This window comes from Psychrobacter pacificensis (assembly GCF_018336615.1).
In the GTDB taxonomy this organism is placed as follows: domain Bacteria; phylum Pseudomonadota; class Gammaproteobacteria; order Pseudomonadales; family Moraxellaceae; genus Psychrobacter; species Psychrobacter pacificensis.
In genome coordinates this window covers 1,853,095-1,874,556 of the sequence record NZ_CP048752.1, presented here as the reverse complement: position 1 = coordinate 1,874,556, position 21,462 = coordinate 1,853,095, and the positions used below count along the sequence as shown (strand labels likewise).

At 44.0% G+C, this 21,462-nt stretch carries 17 protein-coding genes and 1 pseudogene; 11 read left to right on the top strand and 7 right to left on the bottom strand.

Translation table 11 applies throughout. From position 1 onward, the window contains the following. Positions 1 to 134 precede the first annotated feature (134 nt). Positions 135 to 1,022 carry an SDR family NAD(P)-dependent oxidoreductase gene (locus GYK50_RS07920; protein ID WP_071001368.1) on the top strand — a complete coding sequence of 296 codons (888 nt, stop codon included), beginning with the start codon at positions 135 to 137 and terminating at the stop codon, positions 1,020 to 1,022. Between the two features lie 769 nt (positions 1,023 to 1,791). On the opposite strand, the pseudogene GYK50_RS07915 reads toward GYK50_RS07920, so the two are convergent. The 4 genes and pseudogenes from GYK50_RS07915 to lipB form a co-directional block, all read right to left on the bottom strand. Continuing rightward, positions 1,792 to 2,562, bottom strand: a pseudogene (locus GYK50_RS07915) (cation efflux transmembrane domain-containing protein). A gap of 557 nt (positions 2,563 to 3,119) precedes the next feature. Further along, positions 3,120 to 3,587: a hypothetical protein gene (locus GYK50_RS07910; RefSeq protein ID WP_212563648.1), complete on the bottom strand. Its 468-nt coding sequence runs from the start codon at positions 3,585 to 3,587 to the stop codon at positions 3,120 to 3,122. Positions 3,588 to 3,765: 178 nt separating this feature from the next. Beyond that, positions 3,766 to 4,296 (bottom strand): inorganic diphosphatase, encoded by a 531-nt coding sequence (locus tag GYK50_RS07905; protein WP_212563646.1) that lies wholly within the window; start codon positions 4,294 to 4,296, stop codon positions 3,766 to 3,768. A gap of 193 nt (positions 4,297 to 4,489) precedes the next feature. Next, the gene (gene lipB, locus GYK50_RS07900; RefSeq protein ID WP_420070489.1) at positions 4,490 to 5,263 is read right to left on the bottom strand and encodes a lipoyl(octanoyl) transferase LipB; all 774 of its coding nucleotides are present in this window, start codon (positions 5,261 to 5,263) and stop codon (positions 4,490 to 4,492) included. A 479-nt stretch (positions 5,264 to 5,742) separates the two neighbouring features. Here lipB and GYK50_RS07895 point away from each other — a divergent pair, with 479 nt between their 5' ends. From GYK50_RS07895 to pncB, 5 genes are all read left to right on the top strand, one after another. Next, positions 5,743 to 7,227, top strand: a complete 1,485-nt coding sequence (locus GYK50_RS07895) for a coniferyl aldehyde dehydrogenase (protein WP_212563644.1) — start codon at positions 5,743 to 5,745, stop codon at positions 7,225 to 7,227. A gap of 346 nt (positions 7,228 to 7,573) precedes the next feature. After that, a complete protein-coding gene (locus GYK50_RS07890) occupies positions 7,574 to 9,502 on the top strand; it encodes a glycine betaine ABC transporter substrate-binding protein (RefSeq protein WP_212563643.1) in 1,929 nt (642 codons plus the stop codon). 63 nt (positions 9,503 to 9,565) lie between these two features. Then, positions 9,566 to 10,459, top strand: a complete 894-nt coding sequence (locus GYK50_RS07885) for an ATP-binding cassette domain-containing protein (RefSeq protein ID WP_071001373.1) — start codon at positions 9,566 to 9,568, stop codon at positions 10,457 to 10,459. 314 nt (positions 10,460 to 10,773) lie between these two features. Next, positions 10,774 to 12,519, top strand: a complete 1,746-nt coding sequence (msrAB, locus tag GYK50_RS07880; RefSeq protein ID WP_379542890.1) for a bifunctional peptide-methionine (S)-S-oxide reductase MsrA/peptide-methionine (R)-S-oxide reductase MsrB — start codon at positions 10,774 to 10,776, stop codon at positions 12,517 to 12,519. A gap of 295 nt (positions 12,520 to 12,814) precedes the next feature. Continuing rightward, on the top strand, positions 12,815 to 14,041 hold the full coding sequence (gene pncB / locus GYK50_RS07875; protein ID WP_071001375.1) for a nicotinate phosphoribosyltransferase: 1,227 nt from the start codon (positions 12,815 to 12,817) through the stop codon (positions 14,039 to 14,041). A 1-nt stretch (position 14,042) separates the two neighbouring features. Here pncB and xseB read toward each other — a convergent pair whose 3' ends face one another. The 3 genes from xseB to GYK50_RS07860 form a co-directional block, all read right to left on the bottom strand. Then, positions 14,043 to 14,288 (bottom strand): exodeoxyribonuclease VII small subunit, encoded by a 246-nt coding sequence (gene xseB, locus GYK50_RS07870; protein ID WP_071001376.1) that lies wholly within the window; start codon positions 14,286 to 14,288, stop codon positions 14,043 to 14,045. A gap of 58 nt (positions 14,289 to 14,346) precedes the next feature. Continuing rightward, a complete protein-coding gene (xseA, locus tag GYK50_RS07865) occupies positions 14,347 to 15,879 on the bottom strand; it encodes an exodeoxyribonuclease VII large subunit (RefSeq protein ID WP_071003576.1) in 1,533 nt (510 codons plus the stop codon). Between the two features lie 227 nt (positions 15,880 to 16,106). Then, positions 16,107 to 16,475 carry a hypothetical protein gene (locus GYK50_RS07860; RefSeq protein ID WP_071001377.1) on the bottom strand — a complete coding sequence of 123 codons (369 nt, stop codon included), beginning with the start codon at positions 16,473 to 16,475 and terminating at the stop codon, positions 16,107 to 16,109. A 290-nt stretch (positions 16,476 to 16,765) separates the two neighbouring features. Here GYK50_RS07860 and GYK50_RS07855 point away from each other — a divergent pair, with 290 nt between their 5' ends. The 5 genes from GYK50_RS07855 to GYK50_RS07835 all read left to right on the top strand — a co-directional run bounded on the left by GYK50_RS07855 (position 16,766) and on the right by GYK50_RS07835 (position 21,347). Next, positions 16,766 to 17,416 carry an alpha/beta hydrolase gene (locus GYK50_RS07855; RefSeq protein WP_071001378.1) on the top strand — a complete coding sequence of 217 codons (651 nt, stop codon included), beginning with the start codon at positions 16,766 to 16,768 and terminating at the stop codon, positions 17,414 to 17,416. Between the two features lie 90 nt (positions 17,417 to 17,506). Then, a complete protein-coding gene (gene zapE / locus GYK50_RS07850; protein WP_071001379.1) occupies positions 17,507 to 18,607 on the top strand; it encodes a cell division protein ZapE in 1,101 nt (366 codons plus the stop codon). A 134-nt stretch (positions 18,608 to 18,741) separates the two neighbouring features. After that, positions 18,742 to 19,401, top strand: coding sequence for a nitroreductase family protein (locus tag GYK50_RS07845; RefSeq protein WP_071001380.1), 660 nt, complete (start codon positions 18,742 to 18,744; stop codon positions 19,399 to 19,401). Positions 19,402 to 19,523: 122 nt separating this feature from the next. Then, the gene (locus tag GYK50_RS07840) at positions 19,524 to 20,828 is read left to right on the top strand and encodes an NAD(P)H-dependent glycerol-3-phosphate dehydrogenase (protein WP_212563642.1); all 1,305 of its coding nucleotides are present in this window, start codon (positions 19,524 to 19,526) and stop codon (positions 20,826 to 20,828) included. A 60-nt stretch (positions 20,829 to 20,888) separates the two neighbouring features. Beyond that, a complete protein-coding gene (locus GYK50_RS07835) occupies positions 20,889 to 21,347 on the top strand; it encodes a SixA phosphatase family protein (protein WP_212563641.1) in 459 nt (152 codons plus the stop codon). Positions 21,348 to 21,462 lie beyond the last annotated feature (115 nt).

Genomic DNA, 21,462 nt, shown 5'->3' with positions numbered 1-21,462 from the left:
GATATATCACTATAAACCTCTAAAACCGTCAAGTTAACTATCAGCTATTGGTGTTTTGTTCACTGTATGCGATATTTTTTTGCTATGCTGTAAACGAATATTCATTGGCATAGGACAGACAAAAAGGACTTTTTATGGCTAATCCCTCGAAAAAAGCAATAACAAAAGCAGTAAAAGGCAAGAATATTATCATTACGGGTGCATCAAGTGGTATTGGCGAGCGTACGGCTTTTTTATTAAGTGAGTGCGGGGCGCATGTTATTTTGTTGGCGCGTACTGAAGACAAACTAAAAACCGTCAAAGAAAATATTGAAATATTGGGTGGCAGGGCCAGTTATTATCCATGTGACCTCACCAATATGGATGAGATTGAAAAAATCAGCGAACAAATTCTTGCTGATTTTAAACATGTGGATGTATTGGTCAATAATGCTGGTCGTTCGATTCGCCGTTCAGTCCATGAGTCGGTCAACCGTTTTCATGACTTTGAGCGCACCATGGAAATCAATTATTTTGGCGCGGTCAAAATTATTTTGGGTTTCTTGCCGACGATGATTAGCCGCCAAACAGGTCAAGTCGTCAATATCTCTTCGATTGGGGTATTGGCCAACAGCCCTCGTTTTGCCGCGTATGTGGCGTCAAAATCTGCACTAGATGCGTTTAGTCGTTGCTTAGCCGCGGAAGTCAAAGGCGATAATATCAAGGTCACCAATATCTTTATGCCTTTGGTACGTACCCCTATGATCGCCCCAACCAAGCTATACCGTTATATGCCAGCTTTGATGCCTGATGAAGCCGCGCTCATGGTCGCAAAAGCGATTGTCCATAAGCCAAACAGTATTGCCAGTAATATGGGCAAATTTGCCTCAGCCACTTACTCGTTGGTGCCAGCATTTAACGTCGGTATTCAATCAATTGGTTATCGTATCTTCCCAAGTTCGACAGCGGCGCAAACCACCGATAGTAAGCCGAATTTTGCGCAGCGTGCCTTTGCTAGAATTCTCCCTGGTGAGCATCACTAAGATAGGTTTACTCTCAATTATTACGAAAACAAAAAAAGGATACGATGGTATCCTTTTTTAATGCCCTATCTATTTGTATTAATGTTCCTATAATATAGATAGGTAAGGCGTTAGTAGCCTTTTATTCTTAGCAATTTGCTTCGGTTAAAGTCTATTTACCATAATGTACCTGTATAGGAATAAGAGTGGTCCCCTAGTGAGGACTTGAATCTTTGGCTGTGAGCTAATGGTATTAAGGTTTCAACTTGCTGAGATAGCCACAGTGTACTTCATGATGTACTTACCATAGATATTCTATCTATGATCGGTGCGCTAGTGAGGACTTGAAGAGACCATCCCAGATTCTGTGTAACTGACGTTTAGATTAAATACTTACACAAAATTTAGGAAGGTCTCTGAAAATTAACCACCTGACACAACTCGTCACCTACTAACAGATCTTGGCGGTCATAAAAGTTGCCCCAACGCTTATAATTATTATCCGTTCTCGACTCAGGGTTATAAGTAATGGCGATGTAGGTTTGAATTTTATTAGTGTCCTAAATTAGTTGACCACCACCAGATTCTTATCAAAGACTTCATCATCTATTATTCGCCAAACGGCAACTTGCTGATGGTCTTTGGTGGTGACTAGATTTAAAGTTTGTTCAATCATTGCTTGAGGTCTCATATCCTTATGATGTTTATTTGCTTCAAACCCAGTTACTTTACACTTAGCGGTTTAATTAAGCTACTTACTTGAGCTATTTGCTTCAGTTATTAGGCTTGGCTACTTACTCAACTTCAATATTCTAAAGGCGCCCTGAATAACTAAAGCAAATACGATGCTACCAATAATCAAATCAGGCGTACTAGAGTGTAACCAATTAACCAAAATCCCTGCAACAATTACCCCTAAATTGATAATCACATCGTTTGAAGTGAAAATCATACTGGCTTGCATATGGGCTTCTTCTTCTTTGCTTTTCGATTTTTGTAGTAAATAGAGGCAAATCAAGTTTGCAATTAGCGCAAGAATCGATATGACTATCATGGTAGAAAAGTCAGGTAACTGCTCATTGCCAAAGAAACGTCTTAGTACTTCTAAAAACCAAGAATCGCTAGCGTAATTTGAAAATATCCGGCAATTCTAGCAACTCCGTTTTTTCTTAATGACCGTTCCACCGACCGCAAATAAGCTAATTCCGTACACGAAGCTATCTGCTAACATATCTAAGCTGTCGGCGACCAACCCCATCGAACGAGAAATCAGTCCCGTGCTCATTTCAATAATAAAGAAAGCAAAGTTAATGACCAGCACTATCCATAGTAGCTTTCTTTGCTCAGCATCTTTTTTGTGACTAGAGTCAGCAACAATTTTAAAATTATTGTTGGGATCAGAGGGGTCAATGGTTTCGGTCGAGAGTAGGGTGTCTCCTAATTTTAGGTCATGAATAGCAGTCTCTATCCCTTCTATATTGTCATGATGAAACACAGTTAATTGACGGTTAGGAATGTCGAACTCAAGATGTTCAATATTCGAGTGGCCCTCTAATTTCATTCGGATTAGGTTTTCCTCCGAAGGGCAGTCCATCTTCGATATTTTAAAAGTTGTTTTATTCATAGTTACATTTATATCCGGGTGGTGGTTCAAAAAGTAGGCTGAAAAAAACAGGCTGAGAAATTGATAAATAGTGAAATGCAAATGACACTATACATCAAATGCCCAGCCTGTCTAAGTGACAATATAGTCGATACACTTTAAAAATGTCATAGCGCTACTGAGATGAATTTCGCGCAGCCTCTGGGCACGCAGCACGCAAGTAAAATTTATACCAGTAGCGCGTTTAAATCCATAACAGTTTTACATTCAGCTAACTATATAAAGAAAAATGGTTTCAAAAGCCATACCCCAAGGGAACTAGCAAAACAGACCTCTTAATCAATTAACAGACCACTTAAAACAGACTGGTATAATGGAACCACTTATAACAGACTAGCGAAACCAGCAGACCTTGCTTGGCTTTTCTATTATCCAGCCTGTGAGTAATAATACTCGCAGGCTACAGTATCAGCGATAAACGGTTCTATAAAAAGTATCGCGATTTAGTACTTTATTCAACCAAACACTCGCCACAATATCCAAAATATACCTATCATCAAGACAGCGATGACGAGTAATCGTTTTAGCCAATAAGGGAGTAAAGGTTTTTTATAGCCCAAGTCATTGAGTTGACTGTCGACACCCGCTTGTAAGCTTTTAAACCCTTGCCCTGGCTGAGTAGATTTGACACGATTTTTTACCAATGGACCAGGCTCATCTTCGACCTCTTGCTCTCTATCAAAGCTAATGGCTTGATTGGGGATGCCTTGTTTGCTGGCGATGGTATTGAGCTTTTGCTGTTGTTTTACTTTGAGTGCAGTCTCGTAGGCATCAATTCTGGTTTTGGCTTCATCCATACTGATGTTTTCGTCGGCCGCCAAGGTTTTTATGGCCATTACCAAGTTGTTTTTTTCGACCATCATGATGACGTCTTTTGGCAACTTGGTATTGACCGGCTTTTTGCTAGGGTCGGGGTTAAACATGGCTGTCCTTATTACGGCGTATGCGTGTGAATGAGTAATCGCGTTTATTATAACCATTTTACATATAGAGTATTCAAGTTACACACAGAGTATTCAAGCAAAAAAATACCGCGATCACATTGCGATCGCGGTATTTTGGTATTTATCTATGATTAGCATTTACGCCAATTTTAATAAATTATAGGTCTTTCCAGCGTTGGATAGATTCTTTGATGACCTCTTTCGCTTGCGCAACATCACCCCAAGATTCAACCACAGTAGTGCCCGCTTTTTTCAGGTCTTTATAGTGGCTGAAATGGAACTCTAGTTGGTTGATTAACTGCTTTGGTAGGTCTTCTAGGCTGTTGTAAGTATTACCTGTGTCACGGTCATCAGCAGGTACGACAACGATCTTGTCATCGACTTCGCCATCATCAACAAACTTCATGACACCGATGACTTTTGCTTTTAGGAAAACACCAGTCGGTAGTGGCTGTTCAGTCAAAATCAATGCATCTAGCTCATCACCATCTTCGTCAAGCGTTTGCGGGATGAAACCATAGTTACATGGCTTAGCAAAAATCTGTGGATCAATACGATCAAGCTCAAATACGGCCAATTCGCGATTCCACTCAATTTTATGGCTGCTACCAGCTGGGATCTCTACTACTACGTTGATGATACCGCCGTCTACGTCGCCTGCGTCCAAAATTTTATTAAAATCTGCCATGAAATACTCCAATTTGCTTTTGTTTTAGAGGTTTGAATGATTGATTTAGCTGGGGATACTGCAAAATCTTTGCCGCACCCGATTTGTACTGGGTGCGATTATAACAAGTTTGGTCTAAATTTTCTCTTAATGCTTAAGTCTAAGCGTGCAAGATATTATGCAAAAAAAGATTATGCAAAAATGGACTCAAAACTCACTTTGGCGCTATTGCTCGTAATTCAATCAGTCCAGCATGACGCTTGGCGATATTATCGATAAGTTTTTGAGTAACTATCTTGTAGTTTAATGCGTCGCTGATTTGTTGAGTCGTTTGTGTTTCTGACTCTTTTTGCTCTGAATCTATCTGCATGGCCACAAAATCAGACAAGCGCAACATCTGCATCCCCGCATAACCGCAAGGATTGATAGCATTAAATGCTGACAAATCACAGTCTAAGTTAATTGCGATACCATGATAGCTAAAGCCATGCTTAATCTTGAAACCCAACGACGCTATTTTTCCAAGCATAATCTTATTATCAGGAGATGGGTCATCTAGCGAGTTGCTATTAGCATTGCTACTGTCATCCGCTACAGTGGGGTCAGAATACATATAAACGCCAGGTGCATCACGGCGAGCATGGGCGCTGATATGCTCACTGCTAGCAGATGCTGAGTGACGCAGACAATCATTTACCACATCCTCTATCGCCTGCTCAGCGTGGGAGACCAGATGGCGTACACTCCAGCCCAAACTGTTTAAGTCAAACAACCAGTAAAGTACCAGCTGTCCGTGACCATGCCAAGTTACCTGACCACCGCGGTCGGTCTTGATGATAGGCGTGTCGGTGCGCTGCAATATGTGTTCTTCTTTGCCTGCTTGTCCAAGCGTATAAACATCGTTGTGATCAACGATCCATAACTCATCAGGCGTGCGCAGTCCTTGCTGTTTTTTTAGATCGATACGTTCGAGAGTACGTGACAGCATGGCATCGAGAGTGGGAACATAATCGGCTGCTGACAGAGATTTACTGATCAGCATGTCATTGAGCGGTTGTGTGTCGTTTTGCATGAGCGTGTCTGTCTTATGATTGTCCAGTGTAAAGGCGGAGGATGCCGATGGCTAGTGTAGCAGTTTTGGCAGGTATCGCTCAAAGATTATATGCTATCACGCAGTCTAAAAGACAGTTAAATACTAAGGGTGAAAAGTCATGAAGGATCCATAAAAATATTTATATATCATTGAGTTAGCTGATAGGTAGACAACACTAGTACAGACGCACTAGTCAACCAAAGAAGCTGTTCATTGCGCAGTCAATGCGCTACATTAAAGTTTGATAAGCAAAACCGAATAAAATGTACGGTCAGGGCATATAACGGATGCGCGCGTCTGACTAACAAAGTAACACCATAATTCAATAAACATAGTGACCATGTGACATCATATGAGCACGACAAGGAAGATAAATGACAGATAGCAACCAACACGCCCATGAGCAGGCACCAACCGATGCAGGTTTTGCGCTGCAGCGTATGCCTGAAGCGTTGAGTACCGCAAAAACCATCGATGAGATGAAATCTCAATTCTCACGCCTGCAAACATTGAGCCGTACGCGGCCGATCAATGACTGGGGCACTCGTGAGACTCAGCTAGATAATTTAGAAGTGATGCTGAGCGACAATCAAGAAAGCTTTGCAAAAGCAATCAGCGCAGACTTTGGCTATCGTAGCCAATCAGAGACTCAGTTTGCCGAGCTGTTCCCGAGCTTCACCGGTATTAGTCATGCCAAAAAGCACGGCAAAAAATGGATGAAAACGTATCGTGCGCCTATTTCACCTCTATATATGCCCGCTCACAACGAGATTCAGCCGCAGCCATTGGGGGTAATCGGTATCATGGTGCCTTGGAATTATCCTTTATTTTTGGCAATTGGTCCGATGATTGATGCAATCACCGCGGGCAACCGAATCATGGTCAAAATGAGCGAAGCTGCGCCGCAGTTTGCTCAGACATTTGCTGATGCCATTTCTCGTTATTTTTCGCCAGATATGATCTGTGTGGTACTGGGCGAGGTTGATATTGCTGCTGCCTTTAGTGAGTTACCATTTGACCACTTGCTATACACGGGTTCGACTGCGGTCGGCAAAAAGGTGATGGCTGCCGCCGCGCCTAACTTGACACCAGTGACGCTTGAGCTTGGCGGTAAGTCACCAGTAATTGTATTGGATGATGCCAATCTAGAGTCGGTGGTCAACCGTGTCATGATGGGTAAAACACTAAATGCAGGTCAGACGTGTATTGCCCCAGATTATGTATTGATTCAGCGTCAATATCATGACCAGTTTATCCATTTAGCAAAAGAGTGGATGGCCAAGCACTATCCCAATATCGAAAACAATCCAGACTATTCACGCATTATCAATGGTGAGCAGTTTAAACGTGTCAAAGGCTACTTGGATACGCTGACAGCGGGAGAGGTCTATGCCCTTACAACTACTGACGCCAATATAGAGACGCGCTTGATGCCGCCCGTGATCGTGAGTGAGCCTGATCCTGATAGCGATCTGATGCAAAACGAGATTTTTGCTCCGATTTTGCCATTGGTGCATTATGAGACATTGGATGATGCGATTTCTTTCGTCAACGCGCGTCCACGTCCATTAGCGCTGTATGTCTTTAGCGACAACCACAGCTATATCGAAAATGTGCGCAATCATACCGTCTCTGGTGGTCTATGTATCAATGAAGTGATCATGCATGTCGCCCAGCATGACTTGCCGTTTGGTGGGGTCGGTGACTCTGGTACAGGTGCATACCATGGCAAAGCGGGCTTTGAGCGCTTGAGCCATATGAAACCTATCTTTGTACAGACCAAGCTAAATGGTCTCAATTTTTTATTGCCGCCTTATGGTGGACTGTTTAAAAAGGCGATGGCATTGTTTTTGAAATAATTGCTCTATGGAAGTTATTCAAAAATTGATTTTGAACTCTCTTCATTCGATACCTATATCTATAGCATCTATGCAAATAGGTGCTATTTTTTTGTCCAAAAAATCAAAGGTTAGCATTGGGAAAAGATTTATCAATGATAGCGTTATATCTTCATGGCATGAAGTTTAACCATCTCAGTAATCGACAAATAAGCATTTGTTATTACTCCTATAAGTCGCTACACTTTGTAGTAAGTCTAAACAGCAGTGAATGATTCATAGATGTTGTGAGTCAATATGACATCGTGATGCTCTGTGGTTTTGATACTTCTTTCATACCAGTACAAAACAATAAATAGGACAAAGTATGCGCCAATGGATTGCATTAAGCTTACTGTGTATGAGCGCGTTGTTGCTGCCTTTATCAGCATCCGCAGCTTGTGAGTCACCGATCAAGTTTGGCGCACTGACGTGGGAGAGCGGACAGTTTACCTCTGGGGTACTTAAATATATTGCTGAAGAGGGTTACGGTTGTACGGTGGAAGAAGTGCCAGGGGCAGGACCTGCGCTTGAGACCGCGTTGTCTCAAAACGATATTCAGATCATCGGTGAGCAGTGGATTGGACGCTCACCAATCATGGAAGATGCCATCGAGCAGAACAAAGTGGCTGTCATTGGCGATACACTCAAAGGCGGCGCAACCCAAGGGTGGTATGTCCCAAAATATGTATTAGAAGAAAACCCAGGGCTACGTCGTTATCAAGACTTGCCCAAATATGCTCATCTATTCAAAGATCCTGAAGATCCGAGCAAATCTCGCTTTATGAATTGTCCTTCTGGATGGACCTGTGAGATTTTTAATACGCGCCTTCTAAAAAATACGGGGCTTGATAGTATTTTTAATAATGCTCATCCCGGTACGGGCGCTGCGCTCGATGCTGAAATCGCCTCTGCTTTTGAGCAGCATAAGCCACTATTGTTTTACTACTGGCAGCCTACGGGCCTAATGGCAAAGTATGACTTTGCTGCTTTAGAGTTCCCAGATCACAAAGATGCCTGCTGGCAAGACCTATTACTCGCTGACGGCACGTCTGATTGCGTATCAGGCTTTCCCGTATCGCCTCTTGGTATTGCAGCATCGACCCCATTTATCGACACCAATCCTGAGCTGGCAGAGGTCTTCAAAAAGATACAGTTTACGCCTGATGAGCTGAACGGCGCTATCTTGGAGATGAGTGAGAGTAAGCGTAGTGGCGATGAGCAGGCGTTGGTGTTTTTGCGTGATAACCCAGACGTTTGGCGCGGTTGGTTGTCTGAGGAAGCTGCTACCAATCTTGCGACTAAGCTAGGTGTCAGTTTGGACGGTACCACCTCGATTGATGATACTGCTTCTACTATGGATCAGTCGGTATTATCATCCAGTTTTCCATCATGGTCACTTGAGACCCCGCTCAACAATGCCTTATCAAGCGTCGTCCAAAACTACGGAGACGTATTTCGCACTATTAGCACGGTGACACTTACGTACTTGCTCTTACCTATTGAGCGATTATTAACGATTATTCCGCCTTGGCTGATTATCGCCTTAGTGGCTGTATTGGCGTGGTTTGGTGTACGCAAGATTTGGTTTGCGTTGGCATGCGGCGCGGGGCTATTTTTGATTGGTGCTTTTGGGTTATGGGGCGCGCTGATTGATACCTTAGCGTTACTCATCGTGTCAGTATTGGTCACGGTGGTGATTGGTATTCCTATCGGTATTGCCATGTCGGGTAGCAAGCTGCTGCGCAAGATTGTGACGCCAGTACTCGATGTGATGCAGACGATGCCAAGCTTTGTGTATCTCATACCGGTACTGATGCTGTTTGGTATTGGTAAAGTGCCTGCACTTTTTGCAACGGTTATTTACGCGCTGCCACCACTGATTCGCCTGACAACGTTGGGTGTTACCCAAGTGAATCATGAAATGGTCGAGGCAGGACGCTCTTTTGGTAGTACGCATTTGCAGCTACTCATTTGGATCAAGCTGCCACAAGCACTGCCCAGTATTATGGCAGGTATTAATCAGGCGGTCATGATGTCACTTGCGATGGTGGTGCTGGCGTCGATGATTGGTGCCCCAGGCCTTGGTGAAGATGTATTGCAATCTATCCAAACGCTTAATATCGGGCAAGGCTTACAAGCGGGTATGGCGATCGTTATCGTTGCCATTATCATTGACCGCATTACTCAAGCCTTTGGTCAAGGAAAGCGTGCTCGTCAAAAAACGATCAAAGCAGGCAGGCGTCCGATTGGGTAGAAACTTGTCCAATAGTCAATGAGTAAAGCCAGCATAAAAATCAAGCAAATAGCGAGAGTCACGATGAATCATATCCAGCTAAAAAATATCAGTAAAATCTATAATGCCAATAGCACGCAAGCCCAGTCTGCAATGGCGTTACTGGCTGAGGGTATGGATAGCGTTGCAGTTAAAGAACAAACTGGCTACTCGGTGGGGCTCTACGATATCAACTTGAATATCAAGGCAGGCGAGCTACATTGCATCATGGGGTTGTCAGGCTCTGGCAAGTCGACCTTGATACGTCATCTCAATCGATTGATTGATCCAACCAGCGGGGAGATATGGGTTAACACGACGGTCAATACCAAAACGCATGCCAAGGATAATACTCAGGCAAACACTGCGCCAGTAGACGAAAGCTCATCTAACGCTATCAATATTTTAGAACTTAATGATAAACAATTGCAGCACTACCGCCAGCAAACGGTCAGCATGGTTTTTCAGCATTTCGGCTTAGTTCCGCACATGACTGTGATTCAAAACGTCGCTTATGGTCTGCGTGTCCGTAAAATGAGTGTGAGCGAGCGTCATGAGATCGCGCGTTATTGGCTCAATGAAGTAGGGCTGACCAACCTAGAGCACAGCTACCCTGATGAGTTATCTGGCGGTATGCAGCAGCGAGTTGGGCTGGCTCGTGCGCTAGCAACGGACAATCCCATCTTATTGATGGATGAGGCATTCTCTGCGCTTGATCCGCTTATTCGCGCGCAGTTGCAAGATCAATTATTAGAACTACAAGAGCGCCTGAACAAAACCATCGTTTTTATCACCCATGATATCGATGAGGCTATTAAAGTTGGTCAGCGCATCAGTATTTTAAATGGCGGACGCTTAGTACAGACAGGAACACCAAGCGACTTAAGACACAATCCTGCTGATGATTATGTCGAGCAGTTTATGCGTGCCAAAGCTTAATTGGGATTGATGAGGGTGTCAGATACTTCTCTATCAGCACTCTTACTATCCTGTTAAATAAGTGTAGCTATCAACAGCTTACTATTAAAGTAGGCTCCAGTAGCGTTGTATACTATTAAGATGAACTAATGCGTCTCAACCATCAGAATCACTGTCTCTCCACCATTTTTCAAAGTCTTATCTCTTTAACTTGAGTTCCCTCATAATAGAATTTTGAGCTATTTATCGCTCATGGTTGCCAAAACTCGCACCATTCGTAACAAGGACATGTCATGTCATATAAAAACAATCAAAAAAATAGTAATCATGAAGAAATTAAGAAACCTCGCTCACCAAGCTGGCTAAAAAATGTTAGCGCCTTTAGCATGACAACAGTGCTAAGTGCAGGCATATTAGTCGCCTGTGGCCAGATGAGTAATGCAGAAAGCAGCGCAAGCAGTAGTACCAAATCAGGTAGTCAAAATACTGGTGTCACAAGCTCTCGTGACATGTTGCCTTCCGACATGCTCAAACAAATGCAAGCATTGCCGCAGCTAACGAGCGGCTTAGGCGACACAGGTGCGGCAGTGATTGATCCTAATAAGCCAACCTTGGTAAAATTTTGGGCGAGTTGGTGCCCGTTATGCTTGGGAACGTTAAAGGAGACTGAGACATGGCGCACTGATCCTAAATTTTCAGGGCTGAATGTCATGACTGTCGCCAGTCCTGGTCACCTGAATGAAAAAGCGGATGGTGAGTTTAGTACTTGGTATGCAGGCGTACAAGCGGACCACCCAAACTTGCCTGTCTTGACTGACCCTTCAGGTGAACTTATCAATAAGCTTGGTGTACAAGTTTATCCAAGCTGGGCTATCCTTGATAAAAATGGCAATCTAGTACACTTGGTAAAAGGTAATATATCAGTAGAGCAAGCCTACGCACTTGCCGAAAATGCAGATAATGGCTTCGCTGAGCTCAAAGCAGGTAACGCTAAACCTGCCAATGCACAAGCATCAGATAACAATAAAATCGAAACCATCAAGCAAAAAGATGGCGTGTACTACAATGAGACCGGCAAACCAATCAACACCCGCTCAATCTACCTTGCAGGGGGCTGTTTTTGGGGTGTTGAAGCTTATATGGAGCGCGTTGATGGCGTCATCGATGCCGTATCAGGTTACGCCAATGGCGATACAGCCAATCCAAGCTATGAGCAAGTCATTCGTGGCTCAGGTCATGCAGAAACCGTAAAAGTTACCTATGATGCCGACAAAACAGACCTCGATACCATCTTAAAATACTATTTCCGAGTGGTTGATCCAACGAGTCTGAACAAGCAAGGCAATGATCGCGGTGTGCAGTATCGCTCAGGTGTGTATTACACTGACAAAGAAGACAAAGCGGTGATTGATGCTGCGCTCAAGCGTGTACAAAGCAAATATGAGCAAAAAGTCGTGGTCGAAAATGAACCCTTAGATAATTTTTATTTGGCTGAGATGTATCATCAGGATTATCTGGCAAAAAATCCAAATGGCTATTGTCATATTGATTTGAGTCTTGCTGATGATAAGCCTGAAGGGGCAGCTCGCACCAAGCTTGCGCCAGTTGAGACTATTGCTGAGACGTTAGATCCCAAGCGCTATGCTAAATTTGACAAAGATGCGCTAAAGAATACCTTGACCAAAGCGCAATACAATATCACGCAAGAGGCTGGGACGGAGCGTGCTTTTAGTCATGAATATGACGATTTATTTGCACCAGGGATTTATGTCGACGTGGTGAGCGGTGAGCCGCTGTTTTTGTCGACTGATAAATACCAGTCAGGGTGCGGCTGGCCCAGCTTTACCAAGCCTATTGATATGCAAGTGATTACTCAGCATCAAGATACGGCATTCAATATGGTACGTACTGAGGTGCGCTCGCGCGTAGCAGATTCACATTTAGGTCATGTATTTTCTGATGGTCCAAAAGACCGTGGCGGGCTGCGTTATTGTATCAATGGCGGGGCGCTACAGTTCATCCCAGTCGATGTGATGCCGCAATCGGGCTATGCACCATTGGTAAAACTGGTGAAATCATAGTCGTTTTATTGCCACCTTTGAATAAATAAAAAAGACGTTAAGTTCACTCTTAGCGTCTTTTTTGTACCATGTACTGTTAGATATTCGATGATCATTTTCGCTAGTTGTACGAATTTTGCTGCAATCTCATGCGAACTCTGACATCAATACCAAACTTCGTTATACTGGATGGTTTATGGATGACGCATACTTTATGGGCGTCTATTATCCAGATGTTATTTATTATTCAGACATAAGGTCGCTTGGTTGATTCGGTGACACTTGTTTCTCATTTCTGCACTTTTAAGGCCATAGCATGACTGCTACTTATTCACCTATTATTACCTCACTGCTTGATAATGATTTGTACAAATTTACGATGTTGCAAGCCATGTTGCATCAATTTCCGCAGACGCATGGGGTCTACCGTTTTCGCTGCCGCAATCATAAAGACACCGCTTATCCACTCGCCAATATCAAAAAAGATCTAGAGCAGCAACTAGACAGTCTGTGTGAACTGCGCTTTTTGCCAGATGAGCTGGACTACCTACGTGGTTTGCGCTTTATGCGCTCAGACTTTGTTGATTATCTAGAATTATTTAAGTTAAAACGCCGGTTTATTACCGTCAGTATCGATGAAAAAGGTCGTTTGTCTATCGACATCGAAGGGCCGATGATTCAGGCAATGTTCTTTGAAGTATTTGTGCTGGCTATCGTCAATGAGCTTTATTTTAATGCGTTATCTGACGATAGTGTGATTGTAGAAGGACAGCGCCGCCTTGATGAAAAAGTGGCATTGCTGCATCAATATGCGGCAGAGCAGAAAAAAGAAGATCGTAATACGCCGCCGTTTATCGTCGCTGATTTTGGAACGCGTCGACGCTTTAGCAAACGCTGGCAGGCGCATGTGGTAGAGACACTATACAAGGCTGCGCCAAAAATCGTAGGCGGTACTTCTAATGTATATCTGGCAAAGCAGCTTGGCATGACGCCGATAGGCACGATGGCACATGAGTTTATGCAGGCATTTCAGGCATTGGATGTACGTCTGCGCGATTCACAAAAGGCAGCGCTTGAAGCATGGGTGCATGAATATCGCGGTGATTTGGGTATTGCATTGACAGACGTGGTTGGTATGGATGCGTTCTTGCGCGACTTTGATTTGTATTTTGCCAAGCTCTTTGATGGGCTGCGTCACGATAGTGGCGACCCTTACATCTGGGGTGATAAGGCAGTGGCACATTATGAAAAATTAAAAATAGATCCAAAGACAAAGATTTTGACTTTCAGTGATGGGCTGGATTTAGAAAAGGCTTGGGAGCTGCATCAATACTTCAAAGATCGTATTAGAACCAGCTTTGGCATTGGCACCAATTTGACCAATGACATGGGCATCACACCGATTAATATCGTGCTCAAATTAGTAGAGTGCAATGGTCAGCCAGTGGCCAAGCTGTCTGATAGCCCAGGCAAGACCATGATCAATAATGACACGTATCTTGCCTATCTACGCCAAGTCTTTGAAGTTGATGAGCCTGAATAAACTAACTGTCCGTGCTGCTAGTAGATTTTTCTTCGGCGAAGGCCGCATCCAATGCTTGCTGTACCGCGTTAATACGGGTTTCGCAAACGCGATAAGCCGCAATAGACTCTTCAACCGTGGTCATCAGATTATCAATATCAGGCTCGTCTTGTTGCTGTAATTCGGCCGCATTGGTTTTTAAAATATCGTAAGCCGCCTTAAAGGTTTTTGGGGCGGCTTTTTTGCGTCTGCGAGTAGGGGTGGTCATAAAATTTCCTAATTGTTAAAGGTAAGTAGATAAGTAGTTGTTAGATATTATTATATGATTAAATGGGCATGTCTGAGGTTTCAGTCGCTTTCTTGTCGATATTGACATCGATAATCTGCGCTTTTGCATTGCCATCTTTTAAAATGATATTGACGGTTTGCTCAGGAGACAGTTGGGTGCTGGTCGTGAGCGTTTGGTTGTTTTTGGCATCCGTGAGCATGGCATAGCCTTGTTTGAGCACGCGAGACGGGCGATGTAATAGCACAATATCACGTAGATGTTCGCTATCACGCTGTGATTGTATGACTTGCTGCTGCACGTTTTGCATAATCGATTCTTGATGAGTTTTGCTATTGGTCGCGGCTTTCGTCAGTTGTTGACGTGCCGAGGTTTGCGTTTGTGTATATCGCTCAGCCGTCAGTCTAGCGGCTTGCTTTACTTGACGCTGTGCGCTTTGTTGAATGCTGCGCCACGCATAATCATTGTCTTTTCGCAGAGCGGTGAGTTGCCCAATAGTTTGCGACTGTATTTGGCTCAACTGGCGTGTGCTTTGTTGTTCCGCCGTATTGAGTTGGCGCTGAGCGGCTTGTTTGATTTGCGCTTGATATTGTAGCGTCTGAGTGACGAGCTGGGCTAAATGACTATGGATAGCGGCAATCACTTTTGAGGGCGTATCAAAGCTGGTGTGCGCCACTTCATCTAAGATGACTTTGTCACGCTCATGACCGATACCCACCCAGACAGGCACAGGCTGCTCAGCCACCAACGCTGCCAGCTCATAATCATTAAGATAAGCCAAATCACCAACCGCACCGCCGCCGCGAATAATCACCAATAAATCAGGCAAACGCTGATAAATTTCATAAAACTGCTGCTGAGCACTAACGATGGCTTGGCGTATCTCAGCGGGTGCATGATTGCCTTGAAAAGTCGCATTATGGTAGTGGAAATGACAAGCACCTGTACTGGCTAAGCGATCCGCATCTGCTTGAAAGTCACCCAATCCAGCCGCCTTTTCAGGCGCGATGACCAGCACATGCTCGATATCAAAAGGGGTAGGCAGCTGCTGATTGAGGTGTAATAGCCCTTCGCCTGTTAAGCGATCAACCATTTCTGCATACTGCCGTGCCAAGTCGCCTAGGGTATAGCTGGGATCGATATCCTCAATCGTGATTGAAAAACCGTACTGGGGATGGAATCCTGCCGATACTTTAAGGAGTACGGTCAAGTCACGCTCAAGCGGCATACCCGTTGCGCGCTCAAATTTGGCTAATACACGAGCCGCTTTAAAGCGCCAAAGGTTGCCGCGGCAGCTGGCGACCACTTTGCCATCATCGTCTTTTTCTGCCAATTCAAAATAATAGTGACCACCCTTGCTCGACAGATTACGGATTTCAGCTTTGACCCATACCCGGTGGTCAAAGGTCTGTTTGATGACCATTTCAACCGCGGATAAGTAATCACTCAGGCGTAGGACCGTATCCTCTAAATGGTCTTCTTGCTCAGCGAGCTCGGCCTCTAGAGTGGCCAAATCTTTGGCAGGTGCGAGTACTTTGGCCTGTTTGATATTTGAAAGGTTAGGTTTGCGCATGATATAAGACCAAAGATAATGAAAATATAAAGACTGATGAAGATATGCTGAATACGATAGCGGATAGTTTAACCCAAAAGGGCGCGCACAAAAAGCAAAGCCAACAAGCTTTGATTGATATATCATCCATATCGCGGCTTGTTGGCTATTCCATCAATCACAGTATGTCAGGTGATGCTAGAGAAACGCAAATGGCGTCGCTCATTTAGAGAGTTGCTGATAGAGAGTTACTGGCAACGAAAATTGATCTTGTATTCATAATCATCATTGCGTGACAAATCTGGCGTGCCCGTGCCAAAGATTGAGCCGACCACGGAACCCACTTGCCCAACCATACGGCCAGTACGTTCATTTAAGATACCATTATATTTGACATTGTCATCAACAATAATGACTTGTTTGCTTCGACAGGTTTTTTGCGCACTATCAATTGCATTTTGCTGCGCTTTGACTTTGGTATCAGCGATTCCTGTGGTTTCATAAATAGAGTTGGCACGTTGAATCACTGGTGATGATGGCGTGCTTTGACAAGCGCTTAAAACGAGCGCACTGGCCAATATTGCACCTAAACTGGCAGTTTTGTTAAAGGTATTCATAAATAATTCCTAATGTATATAAACAGAACGTCTTAGCGATAGGCAAAGCTTCATGAATGTAGCGCATCTAGATATTACCTGTCTAGACGCTTATTGTGTGCGGTATTACAGCAGTATTACCTATCCAATTTATGACAAAAAAAGCGTGCTTAAATAAATCATATACTCAGCTGCTGGGCATCAACTTTGGCCTAACATAAAACAAGTCGCACCCGTACACAGCAAATCACTTGAAATAAAAATCATATCTAGGATAATTGAGCCATTCATTTTTATTAATAAGTAATACTATGCAATTGATTCCTGCTCCTGCTGGTGTGCTCGAGGTCGACGCACTATGGCAAAATGACAATCCTAACGACCCAAATACAGATACCGTTGCGCTGCTGTGTCATCCCAATCCGTTGTTCGATGGGACAATGAACAATAAAGTGGTCACGACTATGTACCGCTTTGCCCGTGACAATGGTATGCATGTGGTGCGCTTTAATTTTCGCGGTGTTGGCCAATCGACAGGCGAGCATGATTATGCGGAAGGTGAAGTGGTCGATGCAATGACCGTGCTACAATGGATTGCTGAACAAACCAATGCCCGAAAGCTATGGCTGGGCGGTTTTTCTTTTGGTGGTTATGTCACTGCCCGCGTGGCTGAGCAAGTACTTGAAGCCGCGCATATATGGGGATTGGGTGATTTTGACGTGTCAAAAATCGCGCTTATCGCACCCTCAGTTGAAAAAAATGACAGTACTGATATCAATTTACCCGCTGATAAAACCTTTGAGATTTATGGCAATGCGGATGAAGTAATCGCGCCTGAAAATATGCAGGCATTTGCAGATCGTTTAGGAATTGCAGTAAGCGTTGTCGATGGTGCTGGTCACTTTTTTCACGGTCGATTATCAGAGCTCAAAAAGTTATTAGAAACGCATAGTAATACGTAGTTTTAACCTTAACCGCTAATTTATGTTTTAGGGTAGCACTTAGCCACTCCAATATTTTGATATTTATTTAATCCAACGATGAGTCGTATTATGAGTTTATCTCCATTGCAACGTTACGAGAAAGCCGTCAGTACCGATGAGTTTACTCGGGATGAGCAGCAATTTCAGGCCATGAGCTATCTTGATGAGATCTACCATCAGCTCATCAATAGCGCACCGCAAAAGAAAGGGTTCTTTGGGTTTTTAAAATCTAAGCCTGCCGCGCCAACTGGATTATATATGTGGGGCGGTGTCGGTCGCGGCAAGACGTGGATGATGGATATGTTTTATGATTCATTGACCATTGAGCGCAAAATGCGTCTGCATTTCCATCATTTTATGCAGCGTGTTCATCAGGAGTTGAATAAGCTTCAAGGCGAAAGTGATCCACTCGAAAAAGTCGCCGATATTATTTATAAAGAAGCGGTCGTTATCTGTTTTGATGAGTTTTTTGTGTCTAACGTCTCTGATGCGATGATTTTGGGTGATTTGTTTACGATGCTGTTTAATCGCGGTATCACTTTGGTGGCTACCTCAAACATCGAGCCTTCTGGTTTATACAAAGATGGTTTGCACCGCGACCGTTTTCTACCCGCCATTGCAGAGGTTGAGAGCCATACGACTGTGATGAATATCGACTCCGGTGTTGATTATCGTCTGCGCGTGCTTCAGCAAGCAGAGTTGTACGAATCACCAATGACCAAAGCCAACCATCACTGGCTCGCCAACCGCTTTGCCAGCTTGTCTAATAATCAAAAAATCAGCAATGACCCGATTATTATCAATGGCCGCGAGATCCCAATCAACGCGCGTACCGAAGATATCTTGTTTTGCGATTTTCGACATCTGTGCATGGCACCGCGCTCGGCATCTGATTTTATTGAACTTGCAAAACAATTCAGCACGGTATTAGTTGATTCAGTACCCGCTTTAGATGATGATTTGCGTGATCCAACGCGCCGTTTTATTTATCTGGTCGATGAGTTTTATGATCGCCGTGTAAAACTGTTGGTACGCGCAGAGCAATCGATTTTGGACTTGTATCAAGGGGAAAAGCTAGCGTTTGAGATTGAGCGTACCCGCTCACGCTTGCTTGAGATGCAATCAGAAGATTATCTACGCATGGATCACCGCGTCGAAGATGCTGCGTAGTGGATGTTTTTTAAAACAGCATTGCTACAGCTTAAATATTTTTTCGCATTCGGTGCTTAGTATTTTCAATGACAAGTATCAGATTTAAAAGTAGTTCGTAAAAAGAAATAAATAATAATAAGTAAGGACAGGCAATGACGACAACAGATGAAAATAACCAAGCGCCACAGGACAATAAACTGCCCGTTAAAAATGTAGCCACAAATGATGTCTCAGCTAGCAGTGAAGAGCTGATTGGTTGGATTAATTCAAGACGCAGCATGGGCAATTTGGATACACCAGCGCCAACACGGGATCAAATCGAGTCTGCTATTGGGTGTGCAGCGACAGCGCCCGATCACAAAAAACTGCGTCCATGGCGCTTTATTGTGACCCAAGGAGAGGCACGTCACGAGTTAGGTAATGCTTTGGTAGCCGCAGCAAAAGAAAAAGCGCTCAAAGATGGCGAAGAGCTGTCTGAGAAAACCATCAAAAAAACCCATACCATGCCGCTCCGAGCACCTGTTATCATAACGGTCGTGACGCAAATGCAAGAGCATAAAAAAGTGCCACCTTTTGAGCAAATGCTCAGTGCAGGTGCTGCTGTGCAAAATTTGATACTGGCACTCAAAGCTCAGGGATTTAGTACAGTTTGGCGTACTGGGTTGTTATGTAATGAGCCTGCGGTAAAAGCTTATTTTGATGTGGGTCCAGATGATTATGTGACCGCTTTTGTTTATACTGGCACTAGTCCAAAAGATGAATCCAAACGCAAACCTATTGATATCGAGCCGTTAGTACGCTTCGAGTCGTAATTTGACTCGGTGTTGTCTCTTGGTAAAATTATTACCTCAAAAAGACCGCGAGCCCGAGTATCGGAGATATCTGGGAACAGTAGCTCCTATGAGAATAAGTCAGTCAACATGGATAAAAGAACATGACAAGTCCTAACGATAGCAATAAAAATAACAACAGCGCTAACAATGAGGCGGGCAACAATACGTCTGAAAAACAAAATGGTATGTTGGCAAGTATCTTAGAGCGTGCAAGTAAGTCAGGCATCGGTCGTAAAAAATCAACGCGCAGTCCAGTTGAGTCAGCAGTCGCAAAAGACATGGCAGATATTCACAGCAACCCTACCAAGCTGCGTTTGGCGTTTTTAGGTGGTGGTAGCTTTGGTACGGCAATGGCAAACTTGGCTGCGCGTAATGGCTGCGATGCTACGCTGTGGGTACGTAATAAACGTACGGTAAAAGCGATGGCAAAAACTCAAACCAATAAAAAATATCTGCCTGGCTACAAGCTTGATGACCGTTTGAAATACAGTCATGATTTGGCGGCTACCGTCAAAGACAAAGATATTATCTTTATCGCCGTGCCGGGATTGGCTTTTCGCGAAACGGTAAAAAACATTGCGCCTTTGATCAGTGGGCAGTCTATCGTATCGTTGACCAAAGGAATGGAGAAAGATACCTTTGCCATGATGAGCGACATTATTAAAGAAGTGTTGCCTGAAGTGAATTTCGGTGTTATGTCAGGGCCAAACCTTGCCATAGAAATCATGAAAAACATGCCGTCTGCCACAGTGATTGCAAGTGAGTCTGAGCCACTGCGTCATGCAGTACAAGCGGCCTTACACAGTGCCTTCTTTAGAGTGTTCGCGAGTGATGATGTACGCGGTGTCGAGCTTGGCGGCGCGCTCAAAAACATCTATGCCATCGCCATGGGTATGGCAGCTGCTTATGAAGTGGGTGAAAATACCAAAGCAATGATCCTTACTCGTGCCTTGGCAGAAATGAGTCGTTTCGGTGTTGAAGAGGGGGCCAACCCGCTAACCTTTTTAGGTTTGTCAGGAGTGGGGGATTTATATGCCACTTGTAGCTCAGAGTTAAGCCGCAACTATCGTATTGGTAATATGCTCGGTCGCGGCATGAGTATTGATGCTGCCGTCAAAAAACTGGGTCAAACTGCTGAAGGGGTCAATACGATTCAGCAAGTCCACGAAAAAGCCACTAAAGCGGGCATCTATATGCCTATCACCCATGCGCTCTATGCGGTCATTTATGAAGATAAAGCAGCATTAGGCGTGGCACTACATTTGATGGAAGCGGGTTTCCGTAGTGATGTTGAGTTTGTGATGGCGCATGATCATAGCAATGCTGCGCTTACCGCTCATATGAAAAACTCAAGTAACAGCGCCAAAGACGATGCCAAAAGTAAAAATAGCGATGCTGATAAGTAAGATATTTTATTAAAAGGTACTATTGAGAGACAGTGCTAACTCCGCGCACCAAGGAAGGTTATGAAAATTATATTAGTACGTCATGGTCAAGCCGAAGATGAGACGCGTCCGGATAGTGCGCGTCAGCTGACTGACTTTGGTCAACAGCAAGCGGCACAGACGGTAGAGTATGTGACTACACACTATCATCCAGATTGTTTTATCGTCAGTCCTTATGATAGGGCGCAGCAGACGCTGGCTGCATTCCAGTCACGAATGCCCAACGTACTTTCAACAGTACAAGATAATATCACGCCCTCTGATGATGCCCGTGAGGCTTTAATTGATATTGCGAATATTGATGCAGAATGTCTGGTCGTTGTTTGTCATATGTCAATCGTTGCTTATATCGCAGGCTTGTTGACTGGTGATTATCCTGAGTCATTCTCTTTGGCAGAAGCCAGAGTATTTGAAATGGAGTTTGTTATGACTGGGATGGCCACTGAAGTGGATCGTTTTGTACCTGACCAACCATACTAGGCTGACTTAGCCATTTCTTAGATAGGGTGAATTCAGAGTGAGGCAATCATGCCAATTAAGCGACTGGCTCAGCAGATAAAATGACTCAATCCTTTCTAAATAGTAGCACTGCTTC